Raw genomic sequence first — 24,512 nt, 5'->3', positions numbered from 1 at the left:
CTAAGTATCAATCGGGTAGGAGGGCCGGGCGACCCGGCCCTCCTACCCGTATGATGCTCCGTCAGAAGAGCAGCTCAGGCTGAACTTCCGAGAAATATCCCTGAAGTGTTGCTGCTGCTGGTGCGTCGGTTACAGGCGCTTGGCTGTGCGGTCCCGCAGTAGCAGCCACTGACTCGCGTCGGCGCCGCCTGAGCGCGTAGCCGGTCCGTTCAGCAGCACGGCGTAAGCCGTCCTCTCCGCCTTGCTCGCGGAGGCATACTGGCCCGGCGCCTCCGGGGTCGGGAATGACCTCGTCATGTCTTTCCAGGCCTTGTTCGCGTTCGGAGTGCTGAGCATCAAACCTCCTAGGCCTAAACAGGGTTACCGAGTGCAGTAGTCGCAGGTACTGCTTCTCCCGCGATGTCTTCTCGTGCCCGACGCGGGTGCATGAGGCAGGGTCGTTTCCAAAGTCCGTGTTGCGGATGATCGGGCACCGCCGCGACCGCCTCCCCGACACCTACCGCGCCATCGCCAGCCTCGTATCCGACCGCACCGCCACGAGCTGAGAACGGCCGTGCGCAGGACGAATACGCCTCACCCGCTATCACGCACCAACTCGTTAAAGACAGACGGTCATCGTCGAATTCGCCGCGAGGGTGGCGAGCCGTTGATCCTGCCTGGGGGGCCGCGATATGGATCGGGACTGCGTCCGGGCGACGCGTCTACCAGGCGCGAGTGCGACGACGTCCGGCCGGCATCGTCTGACGGGTGTCGCTTGCACGGGCCCCGATCGGGAGCACCAAGGCCCGTCATGTGCAAGCGGCCCTACTGTCAGCCTCGCTGGAGGCCCGGATGCGGCCCCGCCGCTCGCCGTGGGCGCCTCCGTGCCGTGGCCCTCGAACTGCTCGGCGAACTCCCGTATGGTGTCGGCATTTCGCGGCAGTCGTTCTCGTCGACGTTCGGCCAGCAGATCCGGGTGAATTCCAGCATCTCGTCCATCCAGCCAGGCAGGAGGCAGCCCGTCCCCCCCTGCACGCTATGACCACTTCACCTACTCCAGCCCGGTGCAGATGCTGGCACTCTCACTTCGGAATGTGTGCGGCCACTGCGACACCTGCTGTGGCATAGCGCTGGCCCCTTGCAGGTATCGCGCAAGTCGGTGTGCGACGCGAACTGGCGTAAGCACACGGCTTGCCGTCGGCCCCTGGCGGGAGAGCTGGGGCGGACGGCCGGAGGAGCACAGTAGCTGAGCTCAGGCCCGTCCGCGCGGCTCCGCAGCGTGCCGGGCCACCGAGTCGGAGACCACCGCGACGAGCAGCACCCCACCGGTGATCATGAACTGGGTCGCCGATTCGACTCCCAGGAGCGCCATGCCCGAGGCGATCGACTGGATGATGAGCACCCCCAGCAGTGCGGACCAGGTCGAGCCACGTCCGCCGAACAGGCTGGTTCCGCCGATGACGGCAGCGGCGATGGCGTTGATCAGCAGCATGCCGGCGCCGGGCACCTGGGTCGCCGAGGTGAGTCGCGACGCGACGAACAGGCCGCCGACCGCGGCCAGGGTCCCCGACACCAGGAACACCGAGATCCGCACGCGCGCCACCCCGACGCCGGCCCGCTGGGCCGCCTCCGCGCCGCCGCCCAGTGCGAGGACCTGCCGGCCGTAGGGCGTGCGGCGCAGGAGGAGGTCCGAGGCGATGATGACTGCGAGGAAGATCAGCAGCGCCAGCGGCAGGCCCTCGAAGCGGCGCAGCACGTAGACGGTGGCGAAGGCGGCGACCGCGAGGAGCGTCGTACGAGCCCATATCTCGCCCGTGGGCCGGTACGGCATCCCGGCGGCGGTGCGGCGCCTGCGGTCGTGGTACGAGACGAGGAGGTAGGCGGCCGTGCCGAGTGCCGCGAGGCCGTAGGCGGCGACGGCGGAGCCGAAGTAGCGGCCGGTCAGCTGGGCTACCAGCCCGTCCTCGCTGAAATCGATGGAGCTCTCCGGTCCCAGCAGATAGAGCATCAGCCCGTTCCATGTCAGCAGGCCCGCGAGGGTGACGACGAACGCGGGTACGCCGGTATTGGTGAAGACGAAGCCTTGGACGGCCCCGGCGGCCGCACCGCAGATCACTGCGATGATCACGGCGAGCCATTCCGGCATTCCGTGGTTCACGCTCAGCGCCGCGAAAAGGGCGCCCGACAGACCGGCGAGCGCGCCTACTGACAGGTCGATCTCGCCGATCAGCAGCACGAAGACGACGCCGACAGCGATCATTCCGGTCCCGACGATGTCCACGCTGAGGACGGACAGGTTGCGTGGCGAGAGGAAGTTGTTGTTGAGGCTCTGGAAGACCGTCCAGATCACGGCGAGGGCGAGCAGGGCCGGGGCCGGGCCGAGTTGCCCCTTGCGCAGTCTGTGGCGCACCGTGTCCGCGTGTGCCCCGAGACGTCCGGTGAACCACTGGCGCCCGTCGCGCCGCCGGCCGGTGGCAGGTCCGGCATCGGCGCGCGCCCGGATCCCCCTCCCCGTCCACCACCCCCTCACGGCCATGCCTCCTCCGGGCTGGTCGGGTGATGGGGGGCTGAATTGTCCGCCGCACCGGTGATGGAGGCGATGATCTGTTCCTGAGGGGTGGTGTTCACGTTGAAGAGGCCGTTGTTGCGGCCTAGGCGCAGGACGGCGACCCGGTCGGCGACGGCCTTGATGTCCCCCATGTTGTGGCTGATGAGGAGCACCCCAGCGCCCCGGTCGCGGAGCTCCTCGATGAGGTCGAGGAGCTGATTGGTCTGTTGGAGGCCCAGGGAGGCGGTGGGCTCGTCGAGCAGGAGCAGCCTGGGCTCGCTGAGAAACGAGCGGGTGATCGCGACGACCTGCCGCTGGCCGCCGGAGAGGGTGGCGAGCGGCGCACGCACGTCGGGGATGCGGATGGGCAGCGTTTGCAGCAGTTCGCGGGTCCGGCGCTCCATCTCCACCTCGTCGAGGATGCCGAATCGCTGGATTTCCCGGCCGAGGTAGAGATTGGCGACGACATCGAGGTTGCCGCACATCGCGAGGTCCTGGTAGACGGTCGCGATTCCCAGGACCCGGGCGTCCTGAGGACGCTTGATATATACGGGACGGCCCTCCCATTCGATGACGCCCTTGTCGGGGGGACCGACGCCCGAGATCACCTTGATCAGGGTGGACTTACCGGCAGCGTTGTCGCCGACCAGGGCGACGACCTCCCCGGCCCGGATCTCCAGCTCGACGTCCACCAGCGCCTGGACCGCAGCGAAGTGCTTGGAGACGCCGCGCAACGCCAGCAGGGGCTGAACCACGGGGCCACCTTCTTCCGCCTTCGAGGCGAGCTCATCGGGTGAGTCCGGCCTTGTCGCAGGCGGACCGGAGGTTCGGGGGGCATATCTGGTCGATGGTGTAAATGCCGTCCTTTACCAGGGTGTCCTTGATGTTGCCGACCGTCACCGAGACGGATGGCAGCAGCACCGCCGGGATGTTCTTGGTGGTGGGGCTGTCGACGGTGCTGGTGGCGATGGACTTGACCGTTTTGCCGCGTCCCAGAGCGATGGCCATCTCGACGGCGGCGTCGGCCGCGGACTTGTAGGGCTTGTAGACGGTCATGTACTGATCACCCCTGACGATGCGCTGCGCGGCCACGAGGTCGGCGTCCTGGCCGGTCACCGGGGGCGGCGGCCTGACCCCGGCGGCGCCGAAGGCGGAGATCACGGCGCCAGCGAGGCTGTCATTGGCAGCCAGCACGCCGTCGATGTGACTCACACCCAGATTGGCGATGGCGCTGGTCATGTTGGCGTAGGCGTTCTCCGGCCGCCATCCGACGGTGTCGTACGACTTGCCGATCTTCACCTTGTCCTTGAGGACGGAGAGCGCTCCCCGCTTGAACCAGCCCGCGTTGGGGTCGACCGTGGCGCCATTCATCATGACGATCTGGCCGCCGTTCGCCTTCGGGCCCATGGCCTTCAGGAGTGCCTCACCCTGAAGCCTGCCGACCGTCGCACCGTCGAAGGTGACGTAACCGGAGATGGGGCCCTGCGCGAGCCGGTCGTAGGCGACGACCGGGATGCCGGCCCGGTGCGCGGCCTCGACCGACGAGCGCAGCGCCTTGGGGGCGATGGCGGCGATGATCAGGACGTCCACACCCCTAGTGATCATGGCGTCGATCTGCTGCCGCTGGACTGTCGGATCGGCGGTGGCGCCGACGATCGGTGCCGGGCAGTGCGGGCACAGCTGCTTCAGCTTCTTCTCGATCAGGGGCCTGTCGAACTGCCCGAAGCGGGAGGCCCCGCCACCCGGGAGCAGCACGCCGACGCTGAGGCTGTTGCGCCCGCTCCCGCCACCCCCGCCGCAGGCCCCGGTCAGGACCAGGCCGACGGCAACCGTGACTGCCACAGACGCACGGGTGAAGGACCTGCGCTTTACGGCCGGAAGGCTGACCCCGAGACCCATCTTCGGTTCCTTAGGCGATTTATCTGATCTTACCGTAATACCCGTAATGTGCGCCTGATGCCAAGCACAGCCAAGCCGTTATGCCGAGGATTGCCAGCGTCGGTCCGAGTCCGTCACCGCGGAGAGCGGATCGTGCGGAGAAGGGGACGCCACAGCCTCGGGGTGTCACCGGTGTTTGGCGTGCCCAGACGGGCCAAGGTCCTCGTGCGCCGCTTCCTGGCCGAAGAGAACGTCGAAGCGGTCGAGCTGATGCCCCATGGATGTAATCGAGCTTGCGGTTGGGTTCAGAGTGTCAGCACGATTTTCCCCTGGGTGCAGCACGGCTTCGTGCAGCCGTCCCCAGACGCCCGCTCTCGACCAGATCAGGAACCGGCGGTGCGCGGTCGACTTCGATATCCCGAAGCAAGGCGGCAGTTGGCGCCAGGCACAACCGCTGACCAGCACGTAGACGATCGCCGCGAACAGCGCCTCATCAGGCGTGTCCTGCGTTCCGCCGCCCTACGGACGCACCCTCGAAGGCGGGATCAGCGGCTTCGTGATCTCCCGCAACCCGTCCGGAACAATCCAACTCCACGTACCCCGCCCCATGAACGGACCAACGATCGCCTCACCACGTAGGACACGGTCTTGGTGCCTGGGAGCGACTGGACGTTCCGCTCACCATCGCCTCATGGATGATCCTCCGCCCTGTCCCCTCATGGTCAGGGCGGAGGCGCTCGCTTGATCAGGGGCGCTGTGCGACCTTCTCTTGGGGCGGCATCCAGCTCCCCTTGCTGTCGAACGGCCAGGGGTGGGTGTGGAGATCGCCCTGAAGGAGTTCTCGCAGAGCCTCACGGCTGGCTGGAGGATCCGGCGGAGTGGCCAGCGGCGCTGACAGTGGATCAATCCGGTCTGCGTATGCCTCAGCCCATTGAAACCACTCCAGCTCCTCCGCCGCAGCGGACGCGCCGTCGGCTCTCGTACGGGCTGCGCGGCAGAAGGCGCGGATCTCGTTGGCCTGATGCAGTGCCTGCACCTGCTCGACCAGGACGTTCGCTCGATGTCGCTCGACTTGCCGCTCCCGTGCCTGTGCAACGGCCGCGTACCAGCGGCGTCGCTGCTCGGCCTTGCGGAGTTCCTCTTCCCGCTGCTGGCGTTCGGCCGCCGCGGCCCGCTGTTCGAGATTGTGCAGAAGGTGCCCCAGGTGGGACTCCAGTGTCCACCGTGAGCTGTCCCTGTAGGTGTACGAATGCTGGTACCAGCTTTTGGCAGGCGCACCGAGTTCGAGGCATCCGTTGAACTCGTGGTCGTACTTGGGGATACGAGTCCAGGGATTGCGTTGCTGTTGGCGGATCTCCTGTGCGGTCGGCTCGTGTGGCACCTTGGTCGTCTGCTCTGTGATCGCGAGCGGGAGCGCGTGTCCGCGAATGACGATGACCATCTGGTGTACGGCCTGGCCGCGATGGAGATCGGTCCGGGTCTCCACCTGGCAGCCGCGGCTTTCCGCCTCGGTCAGGAGCGCGTGCATGATCCGCAGAGCACGGTCGGCCTGCTCCCGTGACACATGCAGAGGGATAACCTCGGGCGTCCCGCGGGTGTCGACTACGGTCTTGGACCTGCCGAGGGCCTTGCGTGTGGCCCGGACGAGCTGATGAGGACGGCCCAGCACGTCGGGGACATCGATGGTCGGTACGGGCGGCGGTTGCGCAGCCTTCTCGGCTTCCTCGTCGACCAACGTGAAGACGCAGTCACCACGCTGCCGTCCGGTCCAGCGCAGCTTGAGCTCTCCCGGTACGTGACCGTGATGGAGCGCGTCGTAGTAGGCCGCCCACCACCGCCCCCGCGTCCGCGGGCCCGGATCAGGGACGGTGAGCTTCCCGGCAGTGGCGGACTGGAGTCGAGCGATCAGCTCGGCTCCGTCGGCAGGAGCGTGCTTGGCCTGTTCGGCATCACCGGCCAAGCGCTCCTTCTCGGCTTGGTCCTCCTTTGGATGCTTGCCGTGCTTGAGGAAGTAGCGGCCGTCAGAAGTCACTACTGCGACGTGCCCGCTACCGCGCCAGCTCCGCTTGATGAGCCCACGCCGCTCAAGGGCCCAAGCCGCGTTCGAACTCTTGGGAGCAATGGGCACGGCACTGGACGCTGCAGCGATCTGGCGGAGCATGTCAGCTTGCTGTTCGGTCAGCGTGTACTTCACGAGCTTCGGCTCCACCTCGACGAACTGCGGGCAGCTCCACCAAGGTACGGCCGACGAGCAGCCGCAGAGCGCTTCCCGTCGCCCGTTCGGGCTCCACCACCCCAACCTGGTCGTGTTGAGGTCAGCCAATGGTGTATGGGCCTACAGCGCCCAACCGTTGAGTAGCGTGCCGCCGCGCTGCTCTTTGGGCTCGGACCGTACCGCGGCAGGTACTTGGGTTGACATGCGCAGATTGCGCTGGGCTCATTACCCTGTGTCCTGGGGAGTGCCGAGGTTAGCGGGGGGCGGGGATGAGCACGGCCCGGTTTCCGGGCAGCCGCCGCGAGGTGGCCCTCGCCTGGGGAGCAGCGTGTGACCAGGCCGAGAACGGCCGTACAGCTGACCCTTGCCGACGACCAGGTGCGGCGCGACCGGGAAGCGGCGGAGGCCGAACGCGAACGACGGCTCAGGGAACTCGGAGACGAGGTGGACCAACGCCGCACCGCGACCAAGGCGCAGGCCAGCACAGCGGCCGGTACCTCGCAGACGGCGGTGATTCTCCGGTCTGTCCCTAGCGCACCGCCGCCCGCGACGGGGCCGTCAGTCCCGCCTGCGCCCCCCCGCCGCTCCACCGCGCAGGCTCGTCGACCCCGGCAGACTCCGGCTCGTCGACCCGAGCGGCATCATCACGCCGCCGAAGCCCTCGGCCGCGGGCGCGCCCACCGCACGGCCCAGCGGGTACGCCTCGGGAACGTCCGGCCTGCCGCAGCCCCGCGCCGGATCGGCAATCCCCCAACAGCACACGCCACCGCGCCCCTACACGGGCACGGAGCAGGAAAAGGTGGCGCTGGACGTCGTGCGCAAGGCACTCGCCACCGACGACGACTGGCTGCGCGACCTACGGGCCCAGCGCGGCCTCGGGGCCGACGCGGTGGACGCACTGTCGCGGTTCTACGAACTCAAGGCATACAAAGATGCCGAGCCGGACACGGTGCTGCTGACGCACGCAGAGTTCCAGCGAGCAGTGGAGAGTGACGGCTTCTTCCTCGTCATCGTCTCAGGGCTGGAGGCCGGAACCGGTCCCGTCTCCGTACGTATCATCCCGCAGCCGCTCCATCAGCTGACCTGCCGTCCGAGCAGCAGCGTGATGGTTACGGGAATCAGGGGCGCGCACAGCCGGGTGTACCAACTCAAGGAGGAGAGATTGGCCAGCTGGCCGTGACGTCCTGGGAACCGGGGGAGCACGGGGCGGGCAGGGGTGCAGCGCCTGCAGCATGGCGCGCACCGCATGCTGACCTGTTTACGCCGATTTTCAGGCCGAGACCATGGGGGTCGAGCGCGTGGGGACGCACGAGGGTCGGCTCCAGTTGATCAACCACGCCACTGAGGGCAGCCTGACCTCCGGCTGATCTTCCCAGGGTCTGCCCGGCGTGCTTGGCTGGGACAAGCCCGTAACCTACTGCTGTTCCACCTACTCACTTCTCGGCTCTTGCTCTGATCGCTTGCAGATGCGATCTCATCCGGACGTGATCAGTCGATGTCCGGATCGTCGGCCTCTTCGAGGAGGCGGGACGCGAGGTCGTCGGCCCACTCCACGGCCCAGGCACGAAGAGCGGTGATGGTGGCCTGGTCCAGGCCGTAGGCGGCGAAGGCTTCGTCGTCGGTCCACTCGGATCCGGCGAGGTTTGCCTGCAGGTCTTCGCGCTCGAAGCGGCCGCGGGCGTGGCGGCGGCCGAATTCCTCGAGATCGGCATTGGTCCAGCGGCGGGAGGCTGCGAACACGTCGATCAGGTCACGGGGCGCTCCGCGGTCGGCGAGGGCGCGGACCTTGGTCCCGATCACGTCCTCCTCCGCGAGGACGGGCCCGTACGGGCTCTGGGCGACCGGCCGCCAGAAGATCTCCTTGAGGATGTCGACCTCGCAGTCCTGCCCGGTGGCCGGGTCGGTCACGGTGAAGCGGGCGGACAGCGGGGCGGTCTCCAGCGCGTGCACCTTCCAGCCGCGGGCTTCCAGGCCGGCGCGGAGCGTGGCCGCGATGTCGGCCATGGGCGCCGGGTTCTCGGTGGCGACATCGAGGTCCTGGCTGGGGCGGTTCACGAGGCGGTGCGCCCGCACGGCATACCCGCCAGTGAGGACCAGGGGATACGGGGAGCCGAGGGCGATCACATCCGCCAGGAGCCGCGCGTGCAGCTCCGGCATGTCCGTCACGCGGCTGCCCGGGTGCGCGAGGCGAGCTCGGGGAAGGCGTCCTCCCACACGGCGCGCACGGTGCGGCCGACGAGAGTGCGCAGCACCGGCCACAGCTGGAGGAGCAGGTCCTGGTTGAGGTAGCGGGGCAGGTCGTCGTGCAGACCCTCATGCAGGACAGTGCGGTATAGGCCCATGCGCTGGCGCGGCTTGCCCAGGTCGTACGAGGTCATCCCGGACCAGGCCATGTGCAGCGGCAGCTCGACGACCCCCTGGGTCGGGCCGTGCAACTCGTCCAGCGACTCCGGCAGACGGCACCGGAACTTCTCCCGGTACAGCGCGAGGTCCTCGGCGTCCGTGCCCGAGAGGTTCTTCGACGCGGGTGCGGGGTGGTGCGGGCTGGAGGGCATGCCTCCCATTATGGCGGCAGCTTCCCGCTCGCCGAGCAGCTGGACGCGGCCGATCACCGGCCGACATCCACCGGCAGGAAAGTCGGAACGGTCCGCCGCCGCGGCAACCTCGTTGGCGCGGGCGTCTCGGGACATGCGGACGAGGGCAATGCGGTAGAGGGCTGAGCTGGCTGGGCGATTACCGCTGGGCGCGTGTGCGCCCTCGTGCATCGCGGGCCTCCGCTTCTGTAGTGGAGAACCCAGGCCTTGAGGAGGCTGCTGTGGCAAGGATCGTGGAGGGGAAACACCGGTCGCCGATCGGGGACGACGGGCACCAGCCGAATCGGCCCGTACCGCCGCCCACTCCTCCCCCTTTGCTTCCACCCCTCCGCCTGCCTGGTCATCGACGGGAAGGTGGTCGCCTTCGGCGAGGAGGAGCGCTTCTCCCGCCGCAAGCACCACAAGGACTCCCGCTCCTGCGCGGTGGCCGCGGCCTACTGCCTGTCCAAGGCCGGCATCACCCTGGCCCACGTTGACGAGATCGCCATCGCCTTCAACCCGGCCTGGCCTACGCCGAGTGACATCTGCACGGACGCCGGGCTGATCGCCGAACTCCGCGATCCCGCCCTGTTCGACCACCACCGGCCCCGGCAGGTCACCGTGGTCGAGCACCACCTCGCGCACGCCGCCTCCGTCTTCCACCCCGGCGGCTTCGACGAGGCCGCCGTCCTGGTGGTCGACGGCTCCGGCGACGGCGTCTCCGCCACCCTCGCCCACGGCACCGCCGACGGACTGAAGGTCCTGCGCCAGTTCCCGTTCAGCCATTCGCTGGGCTGGTTCTACGAGACCGTCGCCGAATACCTCGGACTCGGCAACTGGACCAGCTCCGGCAAGCTCATGGGCCTGGCCGGCTACGGCAACCCCGACTGGTACACCCTGGACTTCCTCACAGCCCGCGCTAGCGGCTCGTCGAGAAGGAGCTGAGCGACGTCATCGTGACGGCCGCAGTGGCACTTGCCACCATCAGCCCGGACCTGGAGAAGGCGCTCGCTGGCCGTGTCCAGGGCCTGCTGGCGCGCCTCAGCCTCGACTGACCCGGGCCGACCGCCACGCAGAACGGCCCGCACAGCTGCTGCTGTGCGGGCCCTCCTTTCTGCTCCCGACTTTGCAGGTGTGCACTTCTGGCTGATCGTCTCCCGGTCTCCTGGGTGGGAGACAAGTGGGAGATGATCATGGCTTGGTGCTGCAATCAGGCGCTAGGAAATGCTAGATAGCGCTACCCGTGCGGCCCTGGTTCAGCCGCCGGATTCGCCCGCGTGCGGGCTCAGCACACCGGCCCCGACCAGCACGAACAGCAGGATCCCGAGGGCGATGCGGTACCAGACGAAGGGCATGAAGCTCTTGTGCGAGATGAACCTCATGAACCAGGCGATGACCGCGTAACCGACGACGAAGGCGATCACCGTGGCGAAGATCGTGGGGCCCCAGGAGACGTGGTCGCTCTCCATCGCGTCCTTCAACTCGAAGAGGCCGGAGGCCAGTACTGCGGGGATGGCGAGAAGGAAGGAGTAGCGCGCGGCGGACTCGCGCTTGTACCCCATGAACAGGCCGCCACTGATCGTCGCGCCGGAGCGGGAGACGCCGGGGACGAGGGCCATGGACTGGCAGAGGCCGAAGATCAGGCCGTCCTTGACGCCGAGGTCCTCAAGTCCCTTGCGCTGCTTGGGCGCGCGATGCCGCCCGCCGTGCTCGTCGCGTGCCGCCAGTCGGTCCGCGACGCCTATGACGATGCCGACGACGATCAACATCGTGGCGGTGATGCGCAGGTCCCGGAACGGCCCCTCGATCTGGTCCTTGAACAGCAGTCCCAGCACACCGATGGGGATGGAGCCGACGATCACCAGCCAGCCCATCTGGGCGTCGTGGTCGCTGCGCAGCTCCTTCTTGACCAGGGAACGGCTCCACGTCGAGATGATCCGCCCGATGTCCTTGCGGAAGTAGATCAGTACGGCGGCCTCGGTGCCGATCTGGGTGATCGCGGTGAAGGCCGCCCCTGGGTCCTTCCAGCCCGAGAAGGCCGCGGTCAGGCGCAGATGCGCACTGGAGGAGACGGGAAGGAACTCGGTCAGCCCCTGGACGAGTCCGAGGACGAGTGATTCAAACCAAGACATGAAGTTACGGCGTCCAAGTGCTGGTCGTGTGAGGGGCGTCGGGCGTGCCACGTCACCGGGCGCGGTGATCGGGGTGCGAGGGCAGCGTAGCGCCCCGCGGTGACAGGCCGGCCACAGGGGCGAGTGTGCGGCCGGTGAGCGCTTACGCGGCCGTCGGGCCCTTCACCGTCCAGCCGGGGGTCTGCGGATGGGACGTCAGGTCCTCGTGCACCACCGTCCCGCCGCAGGCCGCGCAGGCGACGACGGGCGTCAGTTCATGGCCGCAGCTGTGCTCCAGGACCATGGGCCGCTCGTCGTCCTGGCGCAGGTGCCGGTCACCCCACGCCATGAGCGTCAGCAGCACCGGCTCCAGTTCGAGCCCTGCCGGTGTGGGCCGGTACTCGAAGCGCTGCGGTCGCTCGCTGTAGACCCGCTTGGTCAGGATCCCGGCGTCGACGAGCCGGCGCAGCCGGGTGGCCAGGATGTCCCGTGGGGCCCCGATGTTGCGCACGAGCTGGTCGAAGCGGCCGTTGCCCAGGCAGACCTCCCGCAGCACGAGCAGCGAGTACTTCTCACCGACGAGCGCCAGGGCATCGGCGATCGAACAGGGGCGCGGGTCTCGGGAGGCGGCCATGATGCCCAGTCTAGGGGAGGGTTTGGTTCTCCAACTGAAGGGTTTGATTTTCCAACCCACGAGACTATGGTGAGTTTGGATTTCCTACTCACTGGTAATCGCCCGCATTGATGGAGGCCCGCCCATGCGTGACGCAGTCATCGTCGAAGCCGTACGCACCCCCATAGGCAAGGGCAAGCCCAACGGCGCCCTCGCGCACGTGCACCCCGTCGAACTCCTCGCCCACACCCTGCGCACCCTCGTCGAGCGTTCCGGCGTCGACCCGGCGCTCATCGACGACGTCATCGGCGGCACCGTCGACCAGGTCGGCGAGCAGGCCATGAACACCACCCGCTACGCGGCCCTGTCGGCCGGTTTCCCGGAGACCGTCCCGGCGACCACCGTGGACCGCCAGTGCGGCTCCTCCCAGCAGGCCGTGCACTTCGCCGCGCAGGGGGTGATCGCGGGCGCCTACGACCTCGTCGTCGCCTGCGGGGTCGAGTCGATGAGCCGCGTGCCGATGTGGTCGAACGTTCCCGAGGGCAAGGACCCCTTCGGTCCCGGGGTCGCCGAGCGCTACAAGGAAGGTCTCGTCCCGCAGGGCATCAGTGCCGAACTCATCGCCGCCAAGTGGTCGATCACGCGCGAGCGGATGGACGCGTTCGCCGTCTCCTCGCACCAGAAGGCGGCCGCAGCCTGGGAGAAGGGCCTCTTCGACGCCGAGGTCGCGCCTCTGGACGGTGTCTCGCGCGACGAGTGCGTACGCCCGGGCAGCACCCCCGAGACCCTCGCCGGCCTGAGGCCCGCCTACTACGACCCGAACTTCGCCGAGCGCTTCCCGCAGATCGAGTGGAACGTGACGGCGGGCAACGCGAGCCCGATCAACGACGGCGCCTCGGCCGTCCTCATCACGTCGAGCGAGACGGCCGAACGGCTGGGCCTGCGCCCGCTGGCCCGCCTCCACAGCTTCGCCGTCACCGGCTCCGACCCGATCCTCATGCTCACCGGAGTCATTCCCGCCACGGAGAAGGTCCTGCGCCGAGCCCACCTCACCCTCGACGACATCGACCTCTTCGAGGTCAACGAGGCGTTCTCCAGCGTGGTCCTGGCCTGGCAGCAGGAGACGGGCGCTGACCTGTCCAAGGTCAACGTCCACGGTGGCGCCATAGCGCTAGGCCACCCCCTCGGCGCGAGCGGCACCCGTCTGACGACGACGCTGGTGCACGCGATGCGGGAACACGGGGGCCGCTACGCCCTGCAGACGATGTGCGAGGCGGGCGGACTGGCCAACGCGATGGTTCTGGAGAGGGTGTGACCGACGCCTTTCAGGGGCGCCGCAGATGATGCCGCTTGCGCCACGCCACGACCGCCCCCGCCAACCCCGGCAGGGCGATCGCGGCCATGGCGATCAGAAACGCCGGCGAGGTCGGTGCGGAAGCCCGCGCACCGGCGACCACGTACGCGGCGGTGTTCGGAATCGACCCGAGCGCCGTCGCGGCGAGGAACGGCACACATCCCATACGGGACACGGCGGCGCAGTAGTTGGCCGCCCAGAAGGGCACTCCGGGAAACAGCCGCGCGACCAGCATCGAGCGGAACCCGTGCCGGCTGAGCTGCCCGTCGGCCGCCTTCAGCCACCGGCCCCGCAGCAACGGCCGTAGCGCGTCCTGCCCGAGCATCCGGCCCAGACCGAACGCGATCCCGGCCCCCAGCACCGTTCCGCCGAGCGCCGAGGCGAGTCCCAGCTGCGACCCGAAGAGCGCGCCCGCGGCGAGATTCAGCAGGGGCCGCGGCACGAACGCCACGGTGCACAGCCCGTACGCCACCCCGAAGACGACCGCGGCCGCGACCCCGCCGAGCTGGGGCGGCCAGCCGTCGGAGAGCAGTCTCTGTGGCTCGAAGAGCAGGACCGTGGACGCGGCGCCCGCGAGCAGCGCGACGAGCAGGGACAACCGGGACCACGGCGACAGCAGCACTCTCGTGCAACGGGAGGTGAGACCCTCCGGAGCGGGGACGGGGAGAGCGAGCTCCGTGGCGATGGCCGGGGGAGTGGCCGTGGCGGTGCCCCCAGAGCGGGTGGTGGCATCGAGCATCCAGTGACGGTAACCGACATGGATGTGTGATCGCCGTATGGGTGCCGTCGGTTGCACGGACGGGCGGCGACAAAAAACCGTTCGACGTGGGACGACGCGTGGGACATGATCTGCGTCATGTTCCGGTACGCCTTCGCTCTCGCAGCATCCGCAGTCGCGGATGCGCCGAAGGCTGCCGTTCCCGTGTTCCTGGCCGCCGCAGACGGCGCCCGAAGCTGACCCTTCCCGGACAGTCCGGCGGACCCCGCAGGGGGAGGGTCGGCGAGTCCTTGGGGTCCCGTTCTTCCACGAACACGAAGAGGCTTCGAGGTACAGCCATGTCCAAGACCGCTTACGTGCGCACCAAGCCGCACTTGAACATCGGCACGATGGGCCACGTCGACCACGGCAAGACCACCCTGACCGCCGCCATCACCAAGGTCCTTTCCGAGCGCGGCAGCGGCACCTTCGTGCCGTTCGACCGCATCGACCGGGCTCCGGAGGAGGCCGCGCGCGGGATCACCATCAACATCGCGCACGTCGAGTACGAGACCGACACCCGGCACTACGCCCACGTGGACATGCCGGGCCACGCCGACTACGTCAAGAACATGGTCACCGGGGCCGCGCAGCTCGACGGGGCGATCCTCGTCGTCTCCGCGCTCGACGGGATCATGCCGCAGACCGCCGAACACGTGCTGCTCGCGCGGCAGGTGGGTGTCGACCACGTGGTGGTCGCCCTCAACAAGGCGGACGCGGCCGACGAGGAACTGGTCGAGCTCGTCGAGTTGGAGGTCCGTGAGCTGCTCACCGCGCACGGCTACGGCGGCGACGCCGTGCCCGTCGTACGGGTCTCGGGGCTGAAGGCCCTGGAGGGGGACCCGCGTTGGACGGCGTCGATCGAGGCTCTGCTCGACGCGGTGGACACGTATGTGCCCATCCCCGAGCGGTATCTGGACGCGCCGTTCCTGATGCCCGTCGAGAACGTGCTGACCATCACCGGCCGGGGGACCGTGGTGACCGGCGCGGTCGAGCGGGGCACCGTGCGGGTGGGCGACCGGGTCGACGTGCTCGGGGCCGCCGTGGAGACGGTGGTGACCGGGGTCGAGACCTTCGGCAAGCCGATGGAGGAGGCGCAGGCCGGGGACAACGTGGCCTTGCTGCTGCGGGGCGTTCCCCGGGACGCGGTCCGGCGGGGCCATGTCGTGGCCGCGCCCGGCAGTGTGGTGCCGAGCCGTCGCTTCACCGCGCAGGTGTATGTGCTGTCGGCGCGGGAGGGCGGGCGTACGACGCCTGTCTCCACCGGGTACCGGCCGCAGTTCTACATCCGTACGGCGGATGTGGTGGGGGATGTCGACCTCGGTGAGGTCGCCGTCGCCCGGCCTGGAGAGAAGGTCGTCATGACCGTGGAGCTGGGGCGGGACGTGCCGCTTGAGCCAGGTCTCGGGTTCGCCATCCGTGAGGGTGGCCGGACCGTCGGGGCGGGGACCGTTACCGCCCTTGTGTGAGGGCGGTTTCGGTTCGCGGGGGCTGTGGGGCTGTTGTGGCTGGTCGCGCTGGCGCGGCGGAGCCGCAGATCGATACAGCCCCGCGCCCCTGATGGGGCGCTCTCGTCCAGGCACAATGAACAGATGACCGAGTCCCTGCCCGTCGCCCGTGCCGTTGATCACGGGTTCGCCAAGCTGATGCCCGATGTCGATCGGGAGCGGGCCTGGTTGTTGACCGTGGACGGGGCTCCGCAGTCGTACGTCGATCTCGACGAGCCGACGCATCTGGAGTTCGAGTACGCGCAGCGGCTCGGGCATGTGCTGGACTCCATCGGGGAGGCCGGGCGGCCGCTGGACGTCGTACATCTCGGTGGGGGTGCTCTGACGTTGCCGCGGTATCTGGCGGCCACCCGGCGGGGCTCCCGGCAGGACGTCGTCGAGGCCGACCGGGCGCTGCTGGAGCTGGTCGTCGAGCATCTGCCGCTTCCGGAGGGGGCGGGGATCGCGTTGCACGCGGCCGATGCGCGGGGATGGCTGGAAGGCGCCCCGGCGGGCTCTGCCGATGTGCTGGTCGCCGATGTCTTCGGCGGGTCGCGGGTCCCCGCCCATCTCACGTCCCTGGAGTACGCCCGTGAGACGGCGCGTGTGCTCAGGAGCGGCGGGGTCTATCTCGCGAATCTCGCCGACGCCGCGCCCTTCGCGTTTCTGCGGTCCCAACTCGCCAATTTCGCAGAGGTCTTCGAGGAGCTCGTGCTGATCGCCGAGCCGGCGGTACTGCGGGGGCGGCGGTTCGGGAACGCGGTGCTCGTCGCCGCGCGACTGCCCCTCGACACCCCGGCCCTGGCCCGGCGGACCGCCGCCGACGCCTTTCCCGCGCGGGTCGAACACGGCGCCGGGCTGCGGAAGTTCATCGGTGCGGCGCGACCGGTGCGGGACGCGGAGGCGGTGCCGTCACCCGAGCCCCCCGACGGGGCGTTCGGCATCGGCTGAGTCGTGCGTGGTGCCCTGGGCGACCTGCTTGGTGTTCCGGCGCAGGTTGCGGACGTCCGGTACGCACAGGACGGCCGCCGTGACCGCCGCGATCAGGCCCGCGCAGCCCCACAGGGCCGCGGTGCGTCCGAACGCCGACTCCGCCGGGCCCGCCAGCGCCGCCGCAAGCGGCATGAGGGCGACCGAGCCGAACCAGTCGTAGGCCGAGACCCGGGAGAGCTTGTCCTCCGGTATCTCCTGGTGCAGGGCGGTCATCCAGGAGACGCCGAACACCTCGACGGTCGCGCCCGCCACGAACATCGCCGTGCACAGGAGGGGTACCGACACCGGTACGGCCAGCGCGGCGGACGGCAGCGTCATCGGGAAGACGCAGAGGATGCCCACGAAGAGCAACCGGTTCGGCTTCCAGCGGGTCATGAGGAGGGCGCCGACGACCGTGCCCGCGCCGAAGAAGCCGAGGGCCACACCCCAGGGGGCCGCCCCGCCCAGGTCGTCCTCGGCCACCAGCGGGCCGTAGACCGCGTCGGCGGCGCCCAGCACCGCGTTGGCCACGGAGAACTGGACGACGATGCCCCACAGCCACGGCCGCCCCGCGACCTCCCGCCAGCCTTCGCGCAGATCGGCGAGCATCCCGGCACCCGGTTCGCGCGCCGGGATGTGACTGACGTCGAGGAAGGCGCGGAGCGAACCGGCGACCGCGAAGGCCACCGCGTCCGCCGCGAGCACCCAGCCGGGGCCGACCGCGGCGACCAACGCACCGCCGAGCGCGGCACCGCCCAGTGCCGCGCCCTGCATCGCCATCCGGAACACCGCGAAGGCACGTCCGGCCTGCTCGCCGCTCACCGAGGACAGCAGCATGCCCTCGGCCGCCGGGCTGAAGAACGCATGGCCCGTGCCGCCGAGCGCGGTCAGCAGCATCATCTGCCAGAGCCGGGGCTCGCCGGTCAGGACCAGGACGGCGAACGCGCCCTGGGAGAGGCAGTTTAGGGTGTTGGCCGCGACCATCACCCGGTGCCGGGGCAGGCGGTCCGCCACCGCGCCGCCGATCAGCAGGAACACCACCAGCGGAAGGGTGCGCGCGGCGGCCACCAGGCCCACGTCGCCGCTGTCGCCGCCCGCCTCCAGTACGGCGAACGCGGCGGCGATCAGAGCGCCGTTGCTGCCGAGGTTGGTCACGAACGCGGCGGCGGTCAGCAGGCCGTAGTTGCGGCTCGCCCAGGCGGGTCCGCGGGCGCGGCGGGAGGGGGCGGCGGAGGGGGTCACCGGCCGACTATCGCTGTCGGGGTGCTGCCTTGCCAAACCCATTCCAGGACAGACTGGGATGCGGCCATGTCCGGAAGGAGACGCCGGTCACTGGTGCCGGGCCTGGTCAGCGCGATCTACTCGTGGGTAACATCCCGGGCATGAGCGCAGACCAGATGTCCGTCGGCGAGATGCTCGCCGCCACCGTGCCCATGGTGCGGACCCTGAACCTCGAGTTCCTGGAGACCGGCCCGGAGAAGGTCGTGGTCGCCCTGCCCGATCAGGGCGAGTTCCACAACCACGTGGGCGGACCGCACGCCGGGGCGATGTTCACGCTCGCCGAGTCCGCCAGCGGGGCGGTCGTCCTGGCCGCGTTCGGTGACCAGCTCTCGCGCGCGGTACCCCTTGCCGTCAACGCGGAGATCGCCTACCGCAAGCTCGCAATGGGCCCGGTGACCGCCACGGCCACCCTGGGCCGTCCGGCCGCCGAGGTCGTCGCCCAACTCGACGCCGGGGAACGCCCCGAGTTCCCGGTCGCGATCGAGATCCGCCGTGCGGACGGGGCGGTCACGGGCGAGATGACGGTGGTGTGGACTCTGCGGCCCAACGGCTGAGCGCGGGGCCGGCGGGGCGTGGGGTGCACGGTCCGGTGGTCAGGCCGCCAACCGCCTCCGCCCGACACCCTCGCCGCTCTCCCACTGCGCCACGAACCCCTTGAGCCAGTCGATGAACTCGGGGCCCAGGTCGTCTCGGTCGCAGGCCAGGCGTACCACCGTGCGGAGGTAGTCCGCCTTGTCGCCGGTGTCGTAGCGGAGGCCGTCGAAGACGACCCCGTGGACCGTGCCGTCGGTCGCGAGGCTCTGGAGCGCGTCGGTGAGCTGGATCTCGCCGCCGCGGCCCGGTGGGGTGCGGTCCAGGACGTCGAAGACCTCGGGGTCGAGGACGTAGCGGCCGATGACCGCGTAGGCGCTCGGCGCGTTCTCGGCGGAGGGCTTCTCGACCAGGCCGGTCACGCGGACCAGGCCCTCCTCCTCCGTGGGCGTCACGGCCGCGCAGCCGTAGAGATGGATCTGCTCGCGCGGTACCTCCATGAGGGCGACCACGCTCCCGGCGTACCGGTCGCGGACGTCGAGCATCGTGCTGAGCAGGGTCTCGCGCGGGTCGATCAGGTCGTCGCCGAGGAGGACGGCGAAGGGCTGGTCACCGACGTGGCGGCGGGCGCAGAGCACCGCGTGGCCGAGGCCGAGCGGCTCGCCCTGGCGGATGTGATGGATGTTGGCCAGGCGCGCGGGATCGCGCACGGCGTCGAGGCGTACCGCGTCGCCCTTGGCCGCGAGGGCCTGCTCCAGCTCGAAGGCGTTGTCGAAGTGGTCCTCGATGGCTCGTTTGTGGCGGCCGGTGACCATCAGGACGTCGTCGAGCCCGGCCGCTGCGGCCTCCTCGACGACGTACTGGATGGCCGGCTTGTCGACGACGGGGAGCATCTCCTTCGGCGTCGCCTTGGTCGCCGGCAGGAATCGGGTGCCGAGCCCGGCGGCCGGGACGACTGCCTTGCGGACCGTGCGGGTGGGGACGGTGGCGTCGGTCGTGTGGGGGACGATCATGCGGATCATGCTGCGCCACCCGGATGAGAGCCCACCGGGAGGCGGCTGGGAGCCTGCTGTGGACCCGGCCGGAGGGGGAGATTTTGTGTGCCAAGTATCCTGCCGCGCGCACAACTTGAGTCCCGCGCCCCGCTTAATTTTCGAATACGGGTACGGATACCGGCGGTAACATTTCTGAACCGTCCTCATTTTGAACATGGGTCACTCCACCTTCTTGTTTGCTGTACATCAATTGTGCGAAGGTGATCGCCCCCCGGGATGAACCGGGTCGCATCTGATGCGGCATAGGTATGCACCAATCAGGCGCCTGCTTTCCGAGGACGCGCATATCTCATGCCGTCCTGCGGCTTGGAAGGAATTGGTCCCGTGCAATCCGCTTACCCCCCACGACCCCCTTACCCCCCACGCCCCGGATCGAGTGCGGCGGAGTCCGACCGTCATCTTCTGGCCCGGCTGGGAGAGAACAGTGTGGACGGCCATGCCGTCGCGCTGTTGATGGCGCGACACTGGCAGGCGACCTACGAATACTCGGTCATCTGCCTTGCCTCCTGGTCGGGTTCGGCCTCGATGGCGGCCGCGGCGGCATTTCACCGAGTGCTCGGTCGGGCGGGTGACGGCGCGCTGCGCCCCCAACTTCTCGTTGCGGTGAGGGAGTTCGTCAAGGAGTGGGCCGCGGACGACGAAATCTCGGCCGTACTGCCGGAACTTCGCAAGACGATCGGCGGCCGTGGTCTCCGCGCGGCGAGAGCCGCCACCCCGGAAAGAAGACAGCTCGCCGAGCGCGCATTCAGGGCCCTTCCCGGCGCTTCTCAATGCCTGCTGTGGCACAGTGAGGTCGAGGCCGAACCCATATCCGTACCGGCCGGTCTCCTGGGTGTGGACGCGTCCCGTGCGGCGGCCGCCCTCGAGCAGGCGCGCGAGCAATTCCGCACCGGCTGTGTCCGTGCTCACCGGGAACTCGCGCCCACCAGTGAATGCCGTTTCTACAATCGTCTGCTGGATGTCCCGATTCGCCGGGGCGGCGACCTTCTGCCCGATGTCCGTGAACATCTGACGGATTGTCGGTATTGCCGTCACGCCGCCGAACAGCTCAGCCATTTCGAGGGCGGTCTGGAGGTGCTGCTCGCCGAGACGGTGCTCGGCTGGGGCGCCCACCGCTATCTCGACTCACGGCCCGCGCGTTCCGCCGAGCGTCCGGCCCCGACCCCGCCCGGCGCAGCCCGTGCGAAGCCCGGCGGCCGCCACCGCCCCGCTCCGGCCGGCCTCCTCGCCCACCCGCGCATGAGCGCCCGTGCCGTTCTCGTCGGCGCCGGTCTGACCTCCCTGGCCCTGCTCGCCACCGTGCTCGTGGCCAAGGGCTGGTCGGACGACGGCGGTGTTGCCACACCCGCCGCCACCTGGGGCGTGGTGAGCGGGAACACCGTACGGCCGAGTCCGTCGACGGTCTCCCAGGACGCCGGCTCCCCGTCCACGGCCTCGATGGGCAACCCCGTGCAGGTCGGACACGGCAGGCTCCGCAGCGCCCACGCCGGCCTGTGCCTCGACACCCAAGGCACACCAGACGCCCACCACGCCCGGACCGCGGCCGGTACGAAGGCCGTGCTGGCGGAGTGCTCCTCCGCCGGATCCCAGCAGTGGTCGTACCAGGAGGACGGACTGCTGCGCAGCGCGGCCGATCCCAGGCTCTGCCTCGACTCGGACACCCGGAAGCGGTCGGTCGTGATCGCCGACTGCCTGACCCACGCGGGAGAGGTCCGCTACGACCTCACCGTGCGCGGCGAACTGCTGCTGCGGCGCGGGAAGGGGCTCCTGGTCGCACCCGGCAAGGGGGAGACCGTCGTCGTCACCGAGCGGAACGGCTCGCAGGGGCAGAGGTGGCTGCTGGAGTTCACCGACGAGAGCGCGCCGGCCCAACAGGGCACGCAGTCGCCCGACGACGCGGAGACGGGTCGGCCCTCCGGGGGACAGGACGAGGACCCGGTCGCACCCCACCTCGCCCCGGCCCCGCCCTCAGGTTCCGACGAACACCCCGGCAGCGGCCGCGAACAGAGCCCCGGTCAGCCCTCGGACCAGCACGGAACCCCGCCGCCGCGGTACGGGACGCGGGTCGCCCAGGTCGACGACAGCCACTCCGAGCCGACCACTCCGGGCACTCCGGCCGAGGGGGCCGCGGCGGTGGTGAGTGCGGTCGTGGACACCGCGACCTCGGTGACGGCGCCGCTCGCGTCGACGCTCGGGACAGCACTGCCGTAGGAGACGTTGTTGCTCCGGACGCCGGTTCTCGTGAACCGGTAGGCTGCCACGGCGTGCGTCGGTACTTGGCGCACGCCGGGAACGCGACTCAGGAGGAACCGGCGTTGCACGTCCAGGAATGGCTCGACACCGTGCCCCCGGCCGCCGTCTACGCCCTGGTGGGCCTGGTCATCGGCCTGGAGAGCCTGGGCATTCCGCTGCCCGGCGAGATCATCCTGGTCTCCGCCGCGCTGCTGTCCTCGCAGCACGCGGGGATCAATCCCGTGGTGCTCGGTGCGTGCGCCAGCGTCGGGGCGGTCGTCGGTGACTCCATCGGCTACGCGATCGGGCGCAAGGGCGGACGGCCGTTGCTCACCTGGCTCGGCAACAAGTTCCCGAGACACTTCAGTGAGGGCCATGTCGCCACGGCGGAGCGGTCCTTCGAGAAGTGGGGCATGTGGGCGGTGTTCTTCGGCCGTTTCGTCGCGCTGCTGAGGATTTTCGCCGGACCGCTCGCCGGTGTGCTGCGGATGCCGTACTGGAAGTTCCTGATCGCCAACGTGCTGGGCGGGATCATCTGGGCGGGCGGGACGACCGCGGTCATCTACTACGTGGGAATCGTCGCCGAGTCGTGGCTGAAGCGGTTCTCGTGGCTCGGACTCGTGCTCGCCGTGCTGATCGGGCTCACCTCGATGCTCGTGCTCAAGCGCCGGGCGGCGAAGGCGACGGCCCAGATGCAGGCGGCCGAACCGGAGACCGTCCCGGCCGCCGACTGAGGCTCACGGCTTGTCGTGCACCTCGCTGTGGGCCTGGGCCAGGTCCGCGTAGAGCGTCCCGTTCAGGGTGACTCCCTGACGCTCCTCCTCCGTCAGCTCCCGCCGCACCTTCGCCGGCACGCCGGCCACCAGGGAACCGGGCGGTACCTGCATGCCCTGCGGTACCAGTGCCTGGGCCGCGACGAGGGAACCGGCCCCGATCACCGCGCCGTTCAGCACCGTCGCGCCCATGCCGATCAGGCAGTCGTCCTCGACCGTCGCTCCGTGGACCACCGCGTTGTGGCCCACCGAGACGCGCTCGCCGATCGTCACCGGGAAGCCGGGGTCGGCGTGCAGGGTGCAGTTGTCCTGGATGTTGCTCTGGGCGCCGACTGAGATGCGTTCTACATCACCGCGGGCCACCGCGCCGTACCAGAGGCTCGCCCCCGCCTGCAGCGTCACGTCACCGATTACCGACGCGGTGGGCGCCACGAAGGCCTCCCCGTCGATCTTCGGTTCCTTTCCGCCGATGCCCGTGATCAACGCCTTGTGCGCCATTTCGCCTCCTGGTTCGTGATATCCCGAACCGTACGCCACCGGGTGGGGCGAAGATCACAAGCCCTCCATCTCATCTGTGCGCCGTGCGCTCAGTACGGTGAGCTCGTGCCGAAGAGTAAGAACACGTTCTCATCCTGGCGGGGCCGTCTCGTCCAGCGTGCCGTCCACGCGGGCTGGGCCTGGGTGCAGCGCACGGGCTCCGTCACCGCCGAGCGCCCGGGGCGCTTCCGCTTCGGCGCGCTCGGTGCGCACACTCGGCTGGCCTTTCCGCTCGGCACGGTCTTCGGTGAACCGTGGATCCACGTCGGGTCCCACTGCATCGTCGGCGAACAGGTCACTCTGACCGCCGGCCTGATGCCCGACCTGGACCTCGGTCCGGAGCCGATCCTGCGCATCGGCGACGGGGTCGTGCTGGGGCGCGGCAGCCATGTCATCGCCGACACCACGGTCACCATCGGCAGCGACTGCTACTTCGGGCCGTACGTCTATGTCACGTCCACCAATCACTCGTACGACGATCCCCACGAGCCCATCGGCAAGCAGTGGCCGCGGATGGAGCCGGTGGAGATCGGGCCGGGGTGCTGGATCGGGACCGGGGCGGTGATCCTGCCCGGTGCGCGGATCGGGCGGAACGTCGTCGTGGCCGCCGGTGCCGTGGTGCGGGGTATGGTGCCGGACCACGCGGTGGTGGCGGGGGCGCCTGCCCGGGTCGTACGCCGCTGGACCTCCGAGGACGGCTGGCAGCCGCCGCTCAGGACGCCGGCGCCGGTACCGATACCCGAGGGAGCCACGGCGGAACAGCTCAACGCGCTGGCCGGGCTGGACGAGGAGACGGCGGCGAAGCTCGCCGAGCTGGACGAGGATGCGGCGGGGCGGCTTGCCGGACTGGAGTGAGGGACGGGGCGGCGGGGGGACGCGTTGACTCGGCTGGGCTGAGGGTGTGCCGGGTTCGCTTGCGGTGGGGACGGCGGGTTGGCTGGGGCGGGTGTCGGGGCGCTTGTTGGGCGGGCCGGCCCCTGGGCGCCGGGCCAGGTGTGGTGTGGGGCGGTGAGTCGCGGGGCTTGGCGGGCGGTTGGGTTGACGGTGTGTCGGGTTCGCCGGCTGGGGGCGGGGCGCTCGCTGAGTCGGGTGGGCTGAGGGGGTGGCGCGAAGCGGGCCCCATCGGCTGGGGCCGGACCGCGTCGGGTCAGTCCGTCGAGAGGAGCGGGGTGTTGGCCACCGCCGGGCCCGTTGACTCGGGGGCGTGGAGGCGTTTGCTGGGGGGACGGTGCCCGGGTGGTGTGACCACAGGGCAGTGGGCCAATGCGGAGCAGCTCAATGTGCTCGGCGGGCTGGATGGGCGGGCGGTCGCGAAATTCGCCGGGCCGGGGTCAGCCTGTTGCGGGGAGCGGGGTGTCGATCAGGGCCGGGTCCGCGCTCGTTGTCTGGTGGGTGTGGGGGCGTTTGTTGGGGTGCCGTGGCGGGTGTGACCGGCGGGGAGTGGGCCAGGGTGGAGTAGGGCAAGGGTGGGGCGGGGTCAGCCTGTTGCGGGGAGCGGGGTGTCGATCAGGGCCGGGTCCGCGCTTGTTGTCTGGTGGGTGTGGGGGCGTTTGTTGGGGTGCCGTGGCGGGTGTGACCGGCGGGGAGTGGGCCAGGGTGGAGTAGGGCAAGGGCGG

Annotated in this window: 21 protein-coding genes and 1 pseudogene; 9 read left to right on the top strand and 13 right to left on the bottom strand. The window is 69.6% G+C overall.

All coding sequences use genetic code 11. The features are described 5' to 3' along the window. Positions 1-1,231: 1,231 nt before the first annotated feature. The 5 genes and pseudogenes from AQJ46_RS24815 to AQJ46_RS24800 form a co-directional block, all read right to left on the bottom strand. The gene (locus AQJ46_RS24815) at positions 1,232-2,515 is read right to left on the bottom strand and encodes a sugar ABC transporter permease (RefSeq protein WP_059207674.1); all 1,284 of its coding nucleotides are present in this window, start codon (positions 2,513-2,515) and stop codon (positions 1,232-1,234) included. After that, complete coding sequence (locus AQJ46_RS24810; protein ID WP_225887389.1) at positions 2,506-3,282, bottom strand: ATP-binding cassette domain-containing protein; 777 nt, start codon at positions 3,280-3,282, stop codon at positions 2,506-2,508. The genes AQJ46_RS24815 and AQJ46_RS24810 overlap by 10 nt, the downstream gene beginning before the upstream one ends. A 31-nt stretch (positions 3,283-3,313) precedes the next feature. Further along, positions 3,314-4,426 (bottom strand): sugar ABC transporter substrate-binding protein, encoded by a 1,113-nt coding sequence (locus tag AQJ46_RS24805; RefSeq protein WP_059207673.1) that lies wholly within the window; start codon positions 4,424-4,426, stop codon positions 3,314-3,316. A 312-nt stretch (positions 4,427-4,738) separates the two neighbouring features. Next, positions 4,739-5,014: pseudogene (locus AQJ46_RS52425) on the bottom strand (transposase); the annotation flags it as partial. 136 nt (positions 5,015-5,150) lie between these two features. Further along, complete coding sequence (locus AQJ46_RS24800; RefSeq protein ID WP_225887388.1) at positions 5,151-6,599, bottom strand: hypothetical protein; 1,449 nt, start codon at positions 6,597-6,599, stop codon at positions 5,151-5,153. An 820-nt stretch (positions 6,600-7,419) separates the two neighbouring features. Between AQJ46_RS24800 and AQJ46_RS56570 the strand changes: the two genes are divergently transcribed. Continuing rightward, positions 7,420-7,800: a hypothetical protein gene (locus AQJ46_RS56570; RefSeq protein WP_059207672.1), complete on the top strand. Its 381-nt coding sequence runs from the start codon at positions 7,420-7,422 to the stop codon at positions 7,798-7,800. A 308-nt stretch (positions 7,801-8,108) separates the two neighbouring features. On the opposite strand, the gene AQJ46_RS24790 is transcribed toward AQJ46_RS56570, so the two are convergent. Beyond that, positions 8,109-8,777, bottom strand: a complete 669-nt coding sequence (locus AQJ46_RS24790; protein WP_059207729.1) for a nucleotidyl transferase AbiEii/AbiGii toxin family protein — start codon at positions 8,775-8,777, stop codon at positions 8,109-8,111. 5 nt (positions 8,778-8,782) lie between these two features. Continuing rightward, the gene (locus AQJ46_RS24785) at positions 8,783-9,175 is read right to left on the bottom strand and encodes a hypothetical protein (protein WP_059207730.1); all 393 of its coding nucleotides are present in this window, start codon (positions 9,173-9,175) and stop codon (positions 8,783-8,785) included. Between the two features lie 393 nt (positions 9,176-9,568). Between AQJ46_RS24785 and AQJ46_RS24780 the strand changes: the two genes are divergently transcribed. Then, on the top strand, positions 9,569-10,138 hold the full coding sequence (locus tag AQJ46_RS24780) for a carbamoyltransferase N-terminal domain-containing protein (protein WP_059207671.1): 570 nt from the start codon (positions 9,569-9,571) through the stop codon (positions 10,136-10,138). 311 nt (positions 10,139-10,449) lie between these two features. Here AQJ46_RS24780 and AQJ46_RS24775 read toward each other — a convergent pair whose 3' ends face one another. After that, a complete protein-coding gene (locus tag AQJ46_RS24775; protein WP_059207670.1) occupies positions 10,450-11,325 on the bottom strand; it encodes an undecaprenyl-diphosphate phosphatase in 876 nt (291 codons plus the stop codon). 142 nt (positions 11,326-11,467) lie between these two features. Beyond that, positions 11,468-11,938, bottom strand: coding sequence for a winged helix-turn-helix transcriptional regulator (locus AQJ46_RS24770; RefSeq protein ID WP_057610547.1), 471 nt, complete (start codon positions 11,936-11,938; stop codon positions 11,468-11,470). Between the two features lie 124 nt (positions 11,939-12,062). Between AQJ46_RS24770 and AQJ46_RS24765 the strand changes: the two genes are divergently transcribed. Continuing rightward, the gene (locus AQJ46_RS24765) at positions 12,063-13,232 is read left to right on the top strand and encodes a thiolase family protein (RefSeq protein ID WP_059207669.1); all 1,170 of its coding nucleotides are present in this window, start codon (positions 12,063-12,065) and stop codon (positions 13,230-13,232) included. A gap of 10 nt (positions 13,233-13,242) precedes the next feature. On the opposite strand, the gene AQJ46_RS24760 is transcribed toward AQJ46_RS24765, so the two are convergent. Then, positions 13,243-14,010, bottom strand: coding sequence for a TVP38/TMEM64 family protein (locus tag AQJ46_RS24760; RefSeq protein ID WP_059207668.1), 768 nt, complete (start codon positions 14,008-14,010; stop codon positions 13,243-13,245). 317 nt (positions 14,011-14,327) lie between these two features. On the opposite strand from AQJ46_RS24760, the gene tuf reads away from it, so the two are divergent. Further along, on the top strand, positions 14,328-15,497 hold the full coding sequence (tuf, locus tag AQJ46_RS24755) for an elongation factor Tu (protein ID WP_059207667.1): 1,170 nt from the start codon (positions 14,328-14,330) through the stop codon (positions 15,495-15,497). A 123-nt stretch (positions 15,498-15,620) separates the two neighbouring features. After that, complete coding sequence (locus AQJ46_RS24750; protein ID WP_059207666.1) at positions 15,621-16,466, top strand: spermidine synthase; 846 nt, start codon at positions 15,621-15,623, stop codon at positions 16,464-16,466. Here AQJ46_RS24750 and AQJ46_RS24745 read toward each other — a convergent pair. Next, positions 16,428-17,729, bottom strand: a complete 1,302-nt coding sequence (locus AQJ46_RS24745) for an MFS transporter (RefSeq protein ID WP_059207665.1) — start codon at positions 17,727-17,729, stop codon at positions 16,428-16,430. The genes AQJ46_RS24750 and AQJ46_RS24745 overlap by 39 nt on opposite strands. A 155-nt stretch (positions 17,730-17,884) precedes the next feature. Between AQJ46_RS24745 and AQJ46_RS24740 the strand changes: the two genes are divergently transcribed. Then, positions 17,885-18,322 carry a DUF4442 domain-containing protein gene (locus AQJ46_RS24740; protein WP_057610553.1) on the top strand — a complete coding sequence of 146 codons (438 nt, stop codon included), beginning with the start codon at positions 17,885-17,887 and terminating at the stop codon, positions 18,320-18,322. A gap of 39 nt (positions 18,323-18,361) precedes the next feature. Here AQJ46_RS24740 and galU read toward each other — a convergent pair whose 3' ends face one another. Continuing rightward, a complete protein-coding gene (gene galU / locus AQJ46_RS24735; protein WP_059207728.1) occupies positions 18,362-19,312 on the bottom strand; it encodes a UTP--glucose-1-phosphate uridylyltransferase GalU in 951 nt (316 codons plus the stop codon). A gap of 468 nt (positions 19,313-19,780) precedes the next feature. Between galU and AQJ46_RS24730 the strand changes: the two genes are divergently transcribed. Both AQJ46_RS24730 and AQJ46_RS24725 read left to right on the top strand, forming a co-directional pair. Further along, a complete protein-coding gene (locus tag AQJ46_RS24730; RefSeq protein WP_059207664.1) occupies positions 19,781-21,565 on the top strand; it encodes an RICIN domain-containing protein in 1,785 nt (594 codons plus the stop codon). Positions 21,566-21,669: 104 nt separating this feature from the next. After that, positions 21,670-22,320, top strand: a complete 651-nt coding sequence (locus AQJ46_RS24725) for a DedA family protein (RefSeq protein ID WP_059207663.1) — start codon at positions 21,670-21,672, stop codon at positions 22,318-22,320. A 3-nt stretch (positions 22,321-22,323) separates the two neighbouring features. On the opposite strand, the gene AQJ46_RS24720 is transcribed toward AQJ46_RS24725, so the two are convergent. Then, entirely contained in the window at positions 22,324-22,857 is a 534-nt protein-coding gene (locus AQJ46_RS24720) for a gamma carbonic anhydrase family protein (protein WP_059207662.1), read from the bottom strand. Positions 22,858-22,962: 105 nt separating this feature from the next. Here AQJ46_RS24720 and AQJ46_RS24715 point away from each other — a divergent pair, with 105 nt between their 5' ends. Further along, a complete protein-coding gene (locus tag AQJ46_RS24715) occupies positions 22,963-23,751 on the top strand; it encodes an acyltransferase (protein WP_059207661.1) in 789 nt (262 codons plus the stop codon). Positions 23,752-24,512: the final 761 nt, after the last annotated feature.

It is taken from the genome of Streptomyces canus, assembly GCF_001514145.1.
Taxonomy (GTDB): Bacteria; Actinomycetota; Actinomycetes; order Streptomycetales; family Streptomycetaceae; genus Streptomyces; species Streptomyces canus.
The sequence above is the reverse complement of the archived record's forward strand: the minus strand, read 5'-3'. Positions and strand labels throughout refer to the sequence as shown.

Coding starts and splice junctions, on each gene's coding strand:
- AQJ46_RS24815 (WP_059207674.1), bottom strand. CDS start 2,515: ATGGCCGTGAGGGGGTGGTGGACGGGGAGGGGGATCCGGGCGCGCGCC.
- AQJ46_RS24805 (WP_059207673.1), bottom strand. CDS start 4,426: ATGGGTCTCGGGGTCAGCCTTCCGGCCGTAAAGCGCAGGTCCTTCACC.
- AQJ46_RS24790 (WP_059207729.1), bottom strand. CDS start 8,777: ATGCCGGAGCTGCACGCGCGGCTCCTGGCGGATGTGATCGCCCTCGGC.
- AQJ46_RS24785 (WP_059207730.1), bottom strand. CDS start 9,175: ATGCCCTCCAGCCCGCACCACCCCGCACCCGCGTCGAAGAACCTCTCG.
- AQJ46_RS24775 (WP_059207670.1), bottom strand. CDS start 11,325: ATGTCTTGGTTTGAATCACTCGTCCTCGGACTCGTCCAGGGGCTGACC.
- AQJ46_RS24770 (WP_057610547.1), bottom strand. CDS start 11,938: ATGGCCGCCTCCCGAGACCCGCGCCCCTGTTCGATCGCCGATGCCCTG.
- AQJ46_RS24765 (WP_059207669.1), top strand. CDS start 12,063: ATGCGTGACGCAGTCATCGTCGAAGCCGTACGCACCCCCATAGGCAAG.
- AQJ46_RS24760 (WP_059207668.1), bottom strand. CDS start 14,010: ATGCTCGATGCCACCACCCGCTCTGGGGGCACCGCCACGGCCACTCCC.
- tuf (WP_059207667.1), top strand. CDS start 14,328: ATGTCCAAGACCGCTTACGTGCGCACCAAGCCGCACTTGAACATCGGC.
- AQJ46_RS24750 (WP_059207666.1), top strand. CDS start 15,621: ATGACCGAGTCCCTGCCCGTCGCCCGTGCCGTTGATCACGGGTTCGCC.
- AQJ46_RS24740 (WP_057610553.1), top strand. CDS start 17,885: ATGTCCGTCGGCGAGATGCTCGCCGCCACCGTGCCCATGGTGCGGACC.
- galU (WP_059207728.1), bottom strand. CDS start 19,312: ATGATCGTCCCCCACACGACCGACGCCACCGTCCCCACCCGCACGGTC.
- AQJ46_RS24720 (WP_059207662.1), bottom strand. CDS start 22,857: ATGGCGCACAAGGCGTTGATCACGGGCATCGGCGGAAAGGAACCGAAG.